This is a genomic window from Nonomuraea sp. NPDC050451, from assembly GCF_044458585.1.
On record NZ_JBITHZ010000033.1, the window covers coordinates 24,911 to 37,255 of the forward strand.

At 68.3% G+C, this 12,345-nt stretch carries 14 protein-coding genes; 8 read left to right on the plus strand and 6 right to left on the minus strand.

The genetic code is table 11. The annotated features are described in order from the left end of the window. Positions 1-32 precede the first annotated feature (32 nt). Together ACIBI9_RS52215 and ACIBI9_RS52220 are read right to left on the minus strand one after the other, a co-directional pair. Positions 33-629 carry a hypothetical protein gene (locus ACIBI9_RS52215; RefSeq protein WP_397234815.1) on the minus strand — a complete coding sequence of 199 codons (597 nt, stop codon included), beginning with the start codon at positions 627-629 and terminating at the stop codon, positions 33-35. Beyond that, positions 629-1,081: a M24 family metallopeptidase gene (locus tag ACIBI9_RS52220; protein ID WP_397234817.1), complete on the minus strand. Its 453-nt coding sequence runs from the start codon at positions 1,079-1,081 to the stop codon at positions 629-631. The genes ACIBI9_RS52215 and ACIBI9_RS52220 overlap by 1 nt, the downstream gene beginning before the upstream one ends. Between ACIBI9_RS52220 and ACIBI9_RS52225 the strand changes: the two genes are divergently transcribed. Continuing rightward, positions 1,070-1,255, plus strand: a complete 186-nt coding sequence (locus ACIBI9_RS52225) for a helix-turn-helix transcriptional regulator (RefSeq protein ID WP_397234819.1) — start codon at positions 1,070-1,072, stop codon at positions 1,253-1,255. The two genes, ACIBI9_RS52220 and ACIBI9_RS52225, sit on opposite strands and share 12 nt — an antisense overlap. Here ACIBI9_RS52225 and ACIBI9_RS52230 read toward each other — a convergent pair whose 3' ends face one another. After that, positions 1,256-2,815: a phytoene desaturase family protein gene (locus ACIBI9_RS52230; protein ID WP_397234821.1), complete on the minus strand. Its 1,560-nt coding sequence runs from the start codon at positions 2,813-2,815 to the stop codon at positions 1,256-1,258. Positions 2,816-2,873: 58 nt separating this feature from the next. Continuing rightward, entirely contained in the window at positions 2,874-3,500 is a 627-nt protein-coding gene (locus tag ACIBI9_RS52235) for a TetR/AcrR family transcriptional regulator (protein ID WP_397234823.1), read from the minus strand. 96 nt (positions 3,501-3,596) lie between these two features. Here ACIBI9_RS52235 and ACIBI9_RS52240 point away from each other — a divergent pair, with 96 nt between their 5' ends. After that, on the plus strand, positions 3,597-4,037 hold the full coding sequence (locus ACIBI9_RS52240; protein WP_397234825.1) for a DUF2834 domain-containing protein: 441 nt from the start codon (positions 3,597-3,599) through the stop codon (positions 4,035-4,037). 30 nt (positions 4,038-4,067) lie between these two features. On the opposite strand, the gene ACIBI9_RS52245 is transcribed toward ACIBI9_RS52240, so the two are convergent. Next, positions 4,068-4,712: a DNA alkylation repair protein gene (locus ACIBI9_RS52245; RefSeq protein WP_397234996.1), complete on the minus strand. Its 645-nt coding sequence runs from the start codon at positions 4,710-4,712 to the stop codon at positions 4,068-4,070. Positions 4,713-5,076: 364 nt separating this feature from the next. Here ACIBI9_RS52245 and ACIBI9_RS52250 point away from each other — a divergent pair, with 364 nt between their 5' ends. From ACIBI9_RS52250 to ACIBI9_RS52270, 5 genes are read left to right on the plus strand one after another with little or no spacing between them, the layout of a single operon-like run. Next, on the plus strand, positions 5,077-6,573 hold the full coding sequence (locus ACIBI9_RS52250) for an ABC transporter substrate-binding protein (protein WP_397234827.1): 1,497 nt from the start codon (positions 5,077-5,079) through the stop codon (positions 6,571-6,573). Then, the gene (locus ACIBI9_RS52255) at positions 6,570-7,514 is read left to right on the plus strand and encodes an ABC transporter permease (protein ID WP_397234829.1); all 945 of its coding nucleotides are present in this window, start codon (positions 6,570-6,572) and stop codon (positions 7,512-7,514) included. Before ACIBI9_RS52250 ends, ACIBI9_RS52255 begins: the two co-directional genes overlap by 4 nt. A 2-nt stretch (positions 7,515-7,516) precedes the next feature. Beyond that, positions 7,517-8,386 (plus strand): ABC transporter permease, encoded by an 870-nt coding sequence (locus tag ACIBI9_RS52260; protein ID WP_397234831.1) that lies wholly within the window; start codon positions 7,517-7,519, stop codon positions 8,384-8,386. A gap of 13 nt (positions 8,387-8,399) precedes the next feature. After that, positions 8,400-9,200, plus strand: a complete 801-nt coding sequence (locus tag ACIBI9_RS52265; protein WP_397234833.1) for a creatininase family protein — start codon at positions 8,400-8,402, stop codon at positions 9,198-9,200. After that, on the plus strand, positions 9,197-10,858 hold the full coding sequence (locus tag ACIBI9_RS52270; RefSeq protein WP_397234835.1) for an ABC transporter ATP-binding protein: 1,662 nt from the start codon (positions 9,197-9,199) through the stop codon (positions 10,856-10,858). The genes ACIBI9_RS52265 and ACIBI9_RS52270 overlap by 4 nt, the downstream gene beginning before the upstream one ends. Positions 10,859-10,862: 4 nt before the next feature. On the opposite strand, the gene ACIBI9_RS52275 is transcribed toward ACIBI9_RS52270, so the two are convergent. After that, complete coding sequence (locus tag ACIBI9_RS52275; RefSeq protein WP_397234836.1) at positions 10,863-11,543, minus strand: GntR family transcriptional regulator; 681 nt, start codon at positions 11,541-11,543, stop codon at positions 10,863-10,865. 58 nt (positions 11,544-11,601) lie between these two features. Here ACIBI9_RS52275 and ACIBI9_RS52280 point away from each other — a divergent pair, with 58 nt between their 5' ends. After that, the gene (locus ACIBI9_RS52280) at positions 11,602-12,345 is read left to right on the plus strand and encodes an HpcH/HpaI aldolase/citrate lyase family protein (RefSeq protein WP_397234838.1); all 744 of its coding nucleotides are present in this window, start codon (positions 11,602-11,604) and stop codon (positions 12,343-12,345) included.

Below are 12,345 nucleotides of genomic sequence, written 5' to 3' on the forward strand. Positions count from 1 at the left end.
GGTAGCAAGCTGCCGGCCCAGGGAAGGGGACGTCAGACGGAGGTGGTCGCCAGCCGGATGTCTTGAGGGGCAGCCACCCCGGGGCGAGAGGCCGTCCAGAGGCGGTGTACGAGGATCGGGCCGATGACCCAGTAGCCGAGCGAGGTGACGATGCCGGGAAAGCCGAGGTCACCCGAGACCAGGTCGTAGATCGGGTGACCGATCGCGTTGCCCATCGCCCCCATGATCGCGAAGAACCAGGCGATGAGCAGCGGCACCCGCCAGCCTCGGTAGATCGCGAGCGCGCCCATGGCGAAGGCCGCGTAGGAGATCATGTTGATCCAGACGAACATGGGAAGCGACATGGCCTGCGCGCCGAAGACCTCGGTCGGCCAGCGCCGGTTGAATCCGTTCATGAACTCCTCCCCGAAGTGCAGGAACTGCCAGGCCAGACCGATGAGGTAGATCGGCAGCACCCGGGAGGCGTCGGGAAGCCGGCGGTTGGTGGTGGCGAGGTGACAGCCGTAGGCGATCACCATGGCCGGGATGAAGGTCAGCCACAGCGCCAGCCCGGGCGACAGGTAGGCGAACAACGCGATCAGGGCGGCTGCCATGACGCCGGAGGCGATTGCGGATCGGTGGCGGGTCATCAATGGCTCCTCATGAGGTGGGTGGTGACGGTGTTGAGCTCGATCGGCGCGTCCTCGCCGACCACGACGGTGCCGCCGAGGCCGACCAGTCGGCGGCCGTAGGCGCGGTTGGGCCCGAAGGCGAAGGTCATCCCCGGGCTGAGCGGCAGGTCGGAGCCGATGGTGGGCTGCTCGGCCAGCAGCCCGTAGCGCGCGGTCTCCGGCAGCAGGCCGAGTCCGGTGCCGGACCCGCACACCGCTCCACAGGGGTTGACGGCGTGCACGAGGGGGTGTGGGTGCCAGGCGCCCGTTTCCTGGAGCGGCCTCTTCATCGCGGTCACGACCTCCCCGAACGTGCGTCCGAGGCGCAGGGCCGCCAGTCCGGCCTCATAGGAGGCGCGAGCCGCCTTCGCCGCCGATTCCAGGTGGGGATGGAGGTCGCCGAGCGCGATGGCCACCCGTTGCCGGCTCACGCACATGCCGTACGAGCAGTACGGCTGGCCGCACAGGGCGCCACGAATCGCGACATCGCCGCGCAGCTCTTCCTGAGCCCGCGCACCGTGGGCTACCACCTCCACAAGGCGTTCCCCAAGCTGGGCGTCGCCTCCAGGACCGAGCTCAGCAGGCTTGACCTCGGCGAGCGATGATCAGTTGTCGGCGAGCACCGCGTGCGCGGCGTTGTAGCCGGGGATGAAGGTGATGCCGGGGCCGCCGTGGCAACCGGCGCTGCCCAGGTAGAGTCCCTCGACGCCGAGCGGCTGGTCAGCGTATCCGTTCGGTCCGGGACGGTTGGGTCCCATCTGTTCGGGGTGGATCAGTCCGTGGCAGTAGTCGCCCTCCGGCGCCCCGAACATGATGCCCATGTGGCGAGGGGTGAATGTGGTGTGTTTGCTGATGAGACGGGCGAAGTTGGGTGCGAGTCTGGTGATCTTGTCGATCACGCGCTGTCCCATCTCGGCCTTCAGCCGCGCGTAGTCCGCGTGCGGGCTTTCGATCGGGAACCACAGGGAGAACGCCGACGCCGAGTGCTTGCCCGCCGGTGCCAGGTCGGGGTCCTGTGCCGACGGGATCTGGAAGGCTATGGCCGGATCGGCCGGCACGATCCCGCGCCGGCAGTCCTCCCACTGCTGCTGGAGTTCCTCCGGCATGCTGAACAGGCCGATGGCGGCCTGCATCGCCGGGTCGTTCAGCAGCTCGTAGGGCGCCGCGAACTCCGGCGCGCCGTCCAGCGCGAAGTGCATCTGTACGTAACTGCCGCGATGGTCGACACGGGAGAACCGCTCGCGTACTTCGGCGGCCACGGCGCCGGGCGGGACGAGATGGGTGAGCGTCAGGTCGGGGGCGACGCAGGAGACGACAAAGGGGGCGTCGAGCGTGGATCCGTCCTCGGTCCGGACGCCCATCACGCGTCCGCCGGCCACGCGGATCTCCGTCACCTTGGTACGCAGCCGCAGTTCTCCCCCGGCGGAGGTGAACAGGTCCTGGAGATGCGCGGTGAGCGCTCCGATGCCGCCCCTCGGTTTCTTCATCAGGACCGCGTTTTCGTCGGGGACGGCCAGACCGAAGGCCAGGGCCGCGGCGCTGCCCGGCGTGGCCGGGCCGCGGTAGGTGGTGTTGACCGCGAGGAAGGCGAGCATGCCCCGCAGCGCGCCGTGTTTGTCCTTGTCGGGCAGGTAGCGGTCGAGTACGTCGGTGACCGATCCGAACAGCAGGTCGGTGATGCTGGATCGCTCGAACTCGTCCGCCGCGCAGGCGTACATCTCGTCCAGCGTCTTCGGCGGCCGCCCGGCGTCGAAGCGCCCCAGGGCCCGGGCCGGTGCCTGGCTCCACGCCATCAGGCCGGCCATGCCGTTGACCACCTCGGTGCCATGCACCTCGTTCAGGTGGGTCATCAGCCGCATCAGGTCGGTGTAGTAGACGACCGGGTCGTCGCCGACGCCCCGCAATGACACCGACATGACGTCCATGTCGATGGTGGGCAGCACGTCCAGGCCGAGCTCGCGGCTGACCGTCGCCGAGGTCGGGAACTGCAGCGAGCCCGCGATCTCGAACTTGTAGCCGTCGAACAGCTCCACGGTGGAGGCCATTCCGCCGGCGTACCGCTTGGACTCCAGACAGACGGTGCTCAGACCCGCCTGCTGCAACAGGACGGCCGCCGCCAGCCCGTTGTGTCCCGCACCGATGACGATCGCGTCGCAGCTCCGCATTGCGCCGCCTCCCGGTTCTCCAGGCTTCCCCGCAGGCTGACACGCGCCGCATGTTTCGTCAATAGTGACGAAACAGGCCGTCGATCATCCCGTGCTCGATCGAGGAGAGCGCGGAGTGGCACAGCTGGGCCAGCTCGGCCAGGGACCGCTCGTCGCCCAGCATCCAGACCTCCATGGCGCCGAAGACGGCGGCGGCGATGCACCTCGCGGTCACCGTGACCGCGAGCCGCTCGCCGGGCGACATGCCGCCGTCCGCAGCCGTCCGGCGGCCCAGCCGCTCGGCGACGGCCTCGGCGAAGTCCGACTCGACCTGGCGGATGTGCTGGACGATCCGCCCGGGATCGAGCGTCTCGGCCCGCAGCGCGGCGATCTGTGTGACCGCCTGCACGTCGTAGGGGAAGGCGAAGATGGCCGCCCGTACCGACTCGATGATGGGCTCGTCGTCCGGACGCGCGGCGAGGGCGCTGCGGAACCAGTGCAGTCCGGCGTCGTAATCGGCGAAGAGCAGATCGTGCTTGGAGGTGAAGTGCCGGTAGAAGGTCCGCAATGACACGCCGGCATCGGCGGCGATCTGCTCGGCCGAGGTGCTCTCGACGCCCTGGGCGAGGAAGCGGACGAGAGCGGCTCGCCGGAGCGCTTCGCGCGTGCGTTCGCTGCGCGCCGTCTGCGCCGCCCTGCCCATCATGCGTCAGAACCTATCCGTTTCGACAATATTGACAAAACTGGTCGCCGAAGTGACGCTGGCGAAATGGTGTCGCTCCTCGCTCACGCCGTCCTGGGCGTGGCGGCCGTCTGGTTCGTTGTCGCCTCCAACCCGGCGATCTTCCGCCGTCCGGCGACAGGTCCGCTGATCTCGACACTGGAATACGTCTACTACCTCGCCGGCATCGCATCCATCGCGGTGGGCTGGTACTTCAACATCCGGTTCGTGACCGAGTACGCCGACGGCAATACCAATCCGATCTGGGGTGACGGCAGCTGGGCGCAGTACATCGAGCTGATGTACGTCAACCCCGCCGCGGGCTCCGCCGGTCAGGACTACACGATAGGCAACGTGATCCTGCTGCCGCTCATGACGATCATCGGCGGTCGTCGGCGCGGCATCAGCCGCCCGTGGCTGTTCTTCGTCTCCAGCCTGTTCACCAGCTTCGCGTTTGCCTGGGCCTTCTACCTGGCCACCACCGAACGGCAACGCCGCCTGGCGGAGTGCGAGACATCTTGAACGGCGGCATGAGCGTGGGCTCGGGCCTTCCTACTTGTCCTGCTGCCGGCGCACCATCTCGCTGATCCAGATGGGCGCGAACGGAGACGTGCAGCCCGGGGAAGTCGGGTAGTCCTTGAGCACCTCCAGGCGCTCGCCGATGTCGATCGCACGGGCGCGGTGCTCGGCGTGCTCGATCCCGATCTGCGCCAGGCAGTGGTTCATCGCCCACTGCAGGCGATCAGGGGCGTCTTTCATCTCCGCCTCGATGACGTCGAGCAGTCCCCCGAGGTCAAGGGCCTCGGGCTTCTTCGCCACGCGTTCGGTGGTCAGCGCCCAGCCGGCGCTCGCGACCGCTGGATCCGGATCGGCGGACCAAGAGAGGCGCAGCTCTTCGGAGTGCGGGTTCTTCTTCACCACGTAGTTCACGAGCCAGTCGTGCACCTTGGGTGCGCGCGCCTCGCGCACCATGGCGTCCAGCTCGGCATGCTCGAACGCCTTCGGGCGGCAGATCAGGATCGCCAGCAGTCTCGCCGCGGTGTCGTCCGTCTTCCAGAGCTGACAGGCGAGTTGCTGCTGCGTCTTCAGCCGCTTCGCGAGCGCGCGCAGCTTGCCGAGGTTCACACCGTGATCGTCACCGTGTCTCTCGTTCACCTCGCGTGCCTTCGGGTCCTCGAGCTCGGCCAGCTCGGCCATCACCTCGGCCACCGTCGGCTCGGTCGGCGTCGTCTCGGCCACCTCAGCCTCCTGTCCGTCACGTGCGGGACTCAGCCTACGGCGGGTTGCAGGTCGTCCGGTTGGCGGAGGGGCGACCCTTCGTTTTGTCCTGGCCGGTATCTCAAATTCCGCCTGGCTGCAACCCGTTGACCGTGGTGTGAACGCCATGTATACATACGCAATACCTGATGGATCCCCAACCCAACGACTCAGCGCCAGGCCCTGACGAGGCGGAGATGTCATGGCAGTGATCAGCAGGCGAGGATTTCTCGCCGGAAGCGTAGCCACGCTGGGGGCCTCTGCCCTGACGGCCTGCGGCAGCCCGGAGACCTTGCCCGTATCGATGCAGGAAATCCGCTCGGCCGGGGGCGGCGGTGGACCGAATCGCGGCGGGATCCTGTATTTCGGTCTGTCCACCGACCCGGCCAACCTCGACCCGCATCTCACCAGCGGCAGTGCATCCGACTATCTGCGCCAGCTCGCCTACAACGGGCTGGTCCAGTACAACGGGGCCGGAGAGATCGTCGGTGACCTCGCGGCCGAGTTCGGCTGGGCCGACGAGCTGACCTACCGGGTCAAGCTGCACCCGGGGGTGAGCTTCCACGACGGTTCCACGATGACGGCCGACGACGTGGTCTTCTCATTCCGCCGCATGATGGACAAGGCGACCGCGGCGGCGTCGGCGCCGCTGCTCGACCAGGTGGCCTCCGTCGAGGCGCCCGACGCCGCCACCGTGGTGTTCAGGTTCAAGCAGCCCGACGTGGCCTTCCCCTTCGCGCTGGCCGCGCCCACGACGAACATCGTCTCCAGGAAGTGGATCGAGTCGGGCGCGAACACCAAGACGCAGGTCATGGGCACCGGCCCGTTCCGGTTCGTGGAGCGCATCCCGGGGGTGAGCACCACATACGTCCGGTTCGAGAACTACTTCGAGGACGGCCTGCCGTACCTCAACGGGATCGTCTTCCAGCCGATGGGCGACGACTACGCCCGCGTGACGGCCCTGCGCACCGCGACCGTGGACATGATCGACTACGTCCCCGCCACCCACGTCGGCGTCATCTCCGAGAATCCGCGGCTGCGGTTCGTCTCGGACAAGACCTTCGGGTTCGGCTTCGTCGGCTTCGTGACCAGCCGGCGTCCCTTCGACGACGTACGCGTCCGCAAGGCCATCGCGATGTCGATCAACAGGCAGTCCGTCCTGGACACCGCGTTGCTGGGGCACGGCAGGCCGATGGACGGCGCCCTGATGTCGGAGACCTTCGCCCCGTACGCGCCCCAGCTCGCCGGCTCCATGCCCTACGACCCGGAACAGGCCAGATTCCTGCTCAAACAGGCCGGGCAGGAGGGCCTGACGCTGCCGGTGGTGACCACCAGCTCATACTCGGTCATCGCCAGGCCCGCGCAGGCGATGCTGCCCGGCCTGCGCGCCGCGGGACTGAACGTCAACCTCACCCAGCAGGAGTGGCTGACCTTCCGCTCCAGCGTGTCGACCAAGGTCTTCCCCGTTCATTCCTGGGGGACGGCGCCGAAGTTCGGCGATCCCGCCTCGCTCGGCGACTTCATCGGCAGCACCGGCTCCTTCGCCAAGAACCTCGACTTCGCGGACGACAGGATCGACGAGCTGCTCACCCAGGCACGCAGGACCTCCGACCAGAGCCTGCGCAACGAGATCTACCTCGACGTCGAGAAACGGGCCCTGGAGCTGGTCCCGATGACCTACACCATCCGCCGCGAGCAGGGCGAGGCCCACTACAACCACGTCAAGGGCTACGAGCACCCCCCGAAAGGCGCCTGGACCGCCACGGCCCTGCGCCGGACCTGGATGGAGAAGACGGCGTGAGGCGTTTCCTGGCCAAGCGGTTCGCCCAGGCGATCCTGCAGTTGCTCCTCGTCGGAACCATCGTGTTCTTCCTGGTACGGCTCATCCCCGGCGATCCGGCCAGGGCGGTGCTCGGCGACTCGGCCACCGACGAGCAGATCGCCGCCACCCGGGCCGCGATGCACCTCGAAGAGCCGTTCTTCAGCCAGTTCGTCGGGTTCTGGAGCCGGCTGTTCCAGGGGGACCTCGGCACCTCGCTGATCAGCGGCCGCCCGGTGATGCAGGACCTGCCGTCCCGGATCGGCAACTCCCTGGAGCTCGTCCTCATCGCGCTGGCGATCTCGCTGGTGGTCGGCATCGCGCTGGGCCGGATCGCCGCCACGCGCGCCGACAAGCCGGCGGACCACGCGCTGGTCGCCGGGTCGATCTTCGGGATCTCGCTGCCCGTGTTCGTGATCGGCACCTTGCTGCTGCTGGTGTTCGCGTTCTTCATCCCGATCCTGCCGCCGCGCCGGTTCGCCTCGCCGTTCGAGGATCCGCTCGCGCACCTGCAGATCCTCGTCCTGCCGGTGGCCACGTTGACGGCGGCCTCGTGCGCGGTGGTGACGAGGATGACCAGGGCGTCGATGCTGGAGACGCTCAACGCCGACTACGTCCGTACGGCACGGGCGAAGGGCCTGGTCGAGAAGCACGTCATCAACCGGCATGCGCTGCGTACGGCGCTGCTCGCCGTTGTCTCCGCGACGACGGTCGAGCTGACGACGCTGATCGGGAGCACGGTCCTGGTCGAGACCATCTTCGGGTGGCCGGGGATGAGCTCCCTGCTCATGAACGCCGTGGGACAGCGCGACTATCCCGTCATCCAGGCCGTCGTCCTCGCCGCGGCCACCATCGTCATCCTGGTCAACCTGGTCGGAGACCTGGTCGCCAGGGCACTCGACCCCCGGGCGGAGGATAACTGATCATGGCCACCGTGCTGTCAGGGGCGCCTGCGATCGAGAGCGCCGGCAGGAGGACCTTCCTGCGGCGCATGCTGTCCAACCGCAGGACGTCCGTCGCGGGCGCGTTCCTCCTGCTGGTCGCGATCGTCACGCTGTTCGCCAGGCTGATCGCGCCGTACGACTACCGCGACATCGTCGGCAAGCCGTTGACCTCGGCCTCCGTGCTCGGCATCGACGACTTCGGGCGCGACGTCCTGTCCCGCCTGCTGGTCGGGCTCCAGGTGTCGCTCGGGGTGGCGCTGTCGGCGGTGCTGGTGGCGGCGGTCATCGGGGTCGCGCTCGGACTCGTGGCCGGGTACGTCGGCCGCTGGGCCTCGACGATCATCATGCGTGGCATCGACGTCCTGCTGAGCTTCCCCCCGATCGTGCTGGCCATCGCGGTGGTGGCGATCTTGGGGCCGGCCCTGGTGAACGTCGTCCTGGTGATCGGCGTCCTGTACATCCCGAGATTCACCAGGATCGTCTACACCCAGGTTCTGGCCATCCGGAACCTGGAGTACGTCGAAGCCTCGAAGATCATGGGTGCGCGCCCCGCGGGAATCCTCGTCAGGACGATCCTGCCGAACGTGGCGGCGCCCATCATCGTCCAGCTGAGCCTGTCGGTGAGCTTCGCCATCCAGATGGAGGCCGGGCTGAGCTTCCTCGGCCTCGGCGCGCAGCCGCCGCTGCCCTCGCTCGGGACGATGGTCGGCTCGGGCCGCGACTTCCTGGAGGTCCAGCCGATGCTGCTGCTCTACCCGTCCGTGCTCATCATCCTGGTCGTCCTCGCGCTCAACGTGTTCGGGGACGGCATCCGCGACCTGCTCGACCCGCGTCGCCGTGGCACCAACTGAAAGGAACGCATTCATGACCCTCCCTTCCACCCACAGGCTCGGCGAGCTGTCCTGGACCCAGGTCAAGGAGCTGGCGGAACGGGACCCGATCATCCTGTTGCCGATCGGCGCGGTCGAGCAGCACGGCCCGCACCTGCCGGTCCACGAGGACTCCATCGTGGCGGAATGGGTGGCCGACAAGCTGGCGAAGGAGAACGGCTGCTATGTCGCGCCCGCCCTCCACTACGGTCACTCCGGGGTCTTCCGCGGTTTCAACGGCAACCTCTCACTGAGCCAGGCGACGCTGCGCGCCGTCACGTACGAGATCATCGAGGCGCTCGTGCAGTCCGGTTTCCGGCGCGTGATCATCGTCAACAACAACGGCGGCAACGTCGGCCCCGTCATCGACGCCGGCCTCCAGGCACGTCGTGACCTGGGCGTCCTCGTCGGTCACCTCTACCCGTGGCAGCTCGGCTACGCGCTCATGCGGGACGTGTACGACAACCCGGCCACGGCGTACGGCCACGGCGCGGAGCCCGAGCACTCCGCGATGCTCGCGATGTTCCCCGACCAGGTCCAGAGCGAACTGGCCGTCGCGGGCGGCCTGGCGTCGAACAGCGGCTGGACCCCGACGAGCTACACGGAGGCGGCGATTCCGGGGCACGACGTGCGCGGGACCGTTCTGTGGGACTTCTCCGAGGTGAGCGCGACCGGCTGCACCGGCGACGTGAGTCTCGGCAACGCGAAGACGGGCGAGATCTGGATCGAGCGGGTGATCGGTTTCTGCTCCGCCTACATACAGGAATACGACCGGAACACCTCGGGAGACGCATGACAACCGGCACGAGTCCCGCGGAGCCGATCCTCTCAGTCGAGGGGCTCTCGGTGGACTTCCAGATCGCGGGCGAATGGGTCCCCGCCGTTAAGGACGTCAGCTTCGCGGTCGCCAAGGGCGAGGTGGTGGCGCTCGTCGGGGAGTCCGGCTCGGGCAAGTCCGTCAGCTCGATGTCGGTGCTCGGGCTGCTGGCGAAGAACGCGCGCCGCCGCGGCAGCATCCGGTACGGCGACACCGAGCTGCTCGACCTCGGCGAGGAGGCCCTGCGCGACATCCGGGGCAAGCGGATCGCGATGATCTTCCAGGAGCCGATGACCGCGCTGAACCCCGTCTACACCATCGGCGAGCAGATCATCGAGGCGATCCAGTGCCACGAGCGCGTGCCTGCCGCCGAGGCCCGCTCACGCACGCTGGAGCTGCTGAGGAAGGTCGGCATCCCGGAGCCGGAGTCGCGGATCGACAGCTACCCGCACCAGCTCTCCGGCGGCCAGCGGCAGCGTGCGATGATCGCGATGGCGATCGCCTGGTCGCCCGAGGTCATCATCGCCGACGAGCCGACCACCGCCCTCGACGTCACGGTGCAGGCGGAGATCCTGGAGTTGCTGCGCCGCCTGCAGAAGGATCTCGGCTCGGCGGTCGTGGTCATCACCCATGACATGGGCGTGGTCGCCGACCTGGCCGACCGGGTGGTGGTGATGAAGCAGGGCGAGGTCGTGGAGGAGGCCCCGGTCGCCCGGCTGTTCGCCGAACCCCGGCACGAGTACACCACCAAGCTGCTGTCCGCGGTGCCCCGGCGCGGCCAGGCCGAGCCGGCACCGTCCGGCGGCGACCCGGCGTCGGGTCCTACGCTGCGGGTCACCGATCTCCAGGTCGAGTACCTGGGGCGGCTGGGCCGCAAAGGGTTCAAAGCCGTACACGACATCAGCTTCGAGATCGGGAAGGGGAAGGTCCTCGGCCTGGTGGGCGAGTCGGGCTCCGGCAAGTCCACGATCGGCAGGGCCATCGTCGGGCTGGTACGCGCCACGTCCGGCACGATCGAGATCTGCGGACGTGACGTGGCCGGGCTCGGCGCCAGGGAGCTGCGCGGGTTCCGCAGGAAGTACTCGATGGTCTTCCAGGACCCCGGATCCTCGCTCGACCCGCGCCGGTCGATCGGCGACTCGATCGCGGCCCCGATGATCATAAACCGGTACGCGGGACGCGCCGCCGTCCGCGAGCGGGTGCTGGAGCTGCTCGACCAGGTGGAGCTGCCCAGGAGCTGGGCCGACAGATTCCCGCACGAGCTGTCGGGCGGCCAGCGCCAGCGCGTCGGGATCGCCCGAGCGCTGGCGCTGGAGCCCGAGCTGCTCATCGCCGATGAGCCCACCTCGGCGCTGGACGTCTCCGTGCAGGCCACGGTGCTGCGGTTGTTGCAGGAGCTGCAGGACAGGCTCGGCTTCTCCTGCCTGTTCATCAGCCACGACCTGGGCGTGGTCGAGCTGCTCTCGCACGACGTCGCCGTACTGCAGCACGGACGGATGGTCGAACACGGCCCGGCCCGCGAGGTGCTGAACGATCCTCAGACGGACTACACCAGAAGGCTGGTCGCGGCGGCGCCGGTGCCCGACCCCGCCGAGCAGGCCGAGCGCCGCGAGCTGTGGCGGGCGATCTCCAGGTGAACGATCACCTCAGGTGGGAGACCACCCGCTCGTCGGGCCGCAGATGGTTGCGCAGGGTGCGTTCGGCGGTGTCGAAGTCGTGCATGGTCAGGGCCGCGAGCAGGGTGCGGTGCTCAGGGTTGATGACCGCCAGCCGGTCGGGGCGTGCCGCCACGGCGCTGACCCCGATCCGCTGGTGCCGTGGCTGGAGGCTGCTGAACAGGTCGGTCAGTACGGTGTTGCCCGTCGCCCTGACGAACGCGAAGTGGAAGAAGAAGTCCATCTTGGCGTGCTCGGCGATCGCGTCGCGGTCACCCGCTCTGCACCGCGCCACCATGTCCGGATCCTCCATCAGGTCCAGGTGCGCCGACAGCTCCCGCGGGATGTCGGTCTTCTTGTCGCACAGGATCCGGAAGCCGTGGATCTCGAGCACAAGCCGCATCTCGTACGTCTCGAACAACTCGGCAGCCGTCACGCTGCGCACCTGCGCGCCGCGCCTGGGCAGGAGGTCGATGTACTTCTCGGCCGACAGGCGGTGGAACGCCTCACGGACGGGAGTGCGCGACACGCCGGCCTCGTCGCAGACCAGCTTCTCCTCCAGGAAGGACCCCTCGGGAAACCGGCCGCCGAGGATCGCCTCACGCGTCCATCGATAGGCACGCTCGCCTGCGGTAGTCGCCGGCGCGATGTCCGGTTCCCAGTTCATGCCACCCCCACGTTCGTGTGTATACACAGCGTATATTAAACGCGAGAAGGAGTATCCGTTGCAGGACAAACAAGAGCGGAGATATGCCGCCTGGCTGTCCGGTCCGAGTTTCGCCGCGGCCGAGATCGTCGCCGACCTGGGCTACGGCGCGGTGGTCCTCGATATCGAACACGGCTCTTTCGACCTGGCCGACCTCGAACGCTTCATCCCGTTCCTCCGTGGTCTCGGTCTGGAGGTGCTGGCCAAGGTGCTCGGGCCCGAGCGGGGGCCGATCCAGCAGGCCCTCGACTTCGGCGCCACCGCCGTCGTCGTGCCCCACATCGAGAGTGCCGCGCACGCGGCCGCCGTCTGCGCCTTCGGGAAGTTCCCCCCTCGGGGCGACAGAAGCTTCGCGGGCGGACGAACGGCGCGGTACGGCGGGTTCGACGACGAGTGGATCGTACGCCAAGATCGCGAGACCCGCGTCTACCCGATGATCGAGGACGCGGGCGCCATCGAGCAGATCGACGACATCCTCGCCCTCGACACGGTCGACGGCGTCTTCATCGGCCCCAGCGACCTGTCCGTCCGCCGCGGCCGGGGCGCCTACTCCCGCTCGGAGCAGGACTTCGCCGACCTCAAGATCGTGGCGGACGCGGCCCGTGCCGCGGGCAAGCCCTGGGTGCTGCCCGCGTGGTCTCCGGCGGAGAAGGCGTTCGCCCTGGAGAACGGGGCCGACCAGCTCGTCCTGACCATGGAGCACGGCGCCATCATGGCCGGTTTCAAGGCCGCGCTCGACCAGACCCACGAACTCACCCATTAG

Coding starts and splice junctions, on each gene's coding strand:
- ACIBI9_RS52245 (WP_397234996.1), bottom strand. CDS start 4,712: ATGGCCGAGCTGGCCGAGCTCGAGGACCCGAAGGCACGCGAGGTGAAC.
- ACIBI9_RS52270 (WP_397234835.1), top strand. CDS start 9,197: ATGACAACCGGCACGAGTCCCGCGGAGCCGATCCTCTCAGTCGAGGGG.
- ACIBI9_RS52275 (WP_397234836.1), bottom strand. CDS start 11,543: ATGAACTGGGAACCGGACATCGCGCCGGCGACTACCGCAGGCGAGCGT.
- ACIBI9_RS52265 (WP_397234833.1), top strand. CDS start 8,400: ATGACCCTCCCTTCCACCCACAGGCTCGGCGAGCTGTCCTGGACCCAG.
- ACIBI9_RS52250 (WP_397234827.1), top strand. CDS start 5,077: ATGCAGGAAATCCGCTCGGCCGGGGGCGGCGGTGGACCGAATCGCGGC.
- ACIBI9_RS52260 (WP_397234831.1), top strand. CDS start 7,517: ATGGCCACCGTGCTGTCAGGGGCGCCTGCGATCGAGAGCGCCGGCAGG.
- ACIBI9_RS52235 (WP_397234823.1), bottom strand. CDS start 3,500: ATGATGGGCAGGGCGGCGCAGACGGCGCGCAGCGAACGCACGCGCGAA.
- ACIBI9_RS52230 (WP_397234821.1), bottom strand. CDS start 2,815: ATGCGGAGCTGCGACGCGATCGTCATCGGTGCGGGACACAACGGGCTG.
- ACIBI9_RS52215 (WP_397234815.1), bottom strand. CDS start 629: ATGACCCGCCACCGATCCGCAATCGCCTCCGGCGTCATGGCAGCCGCC.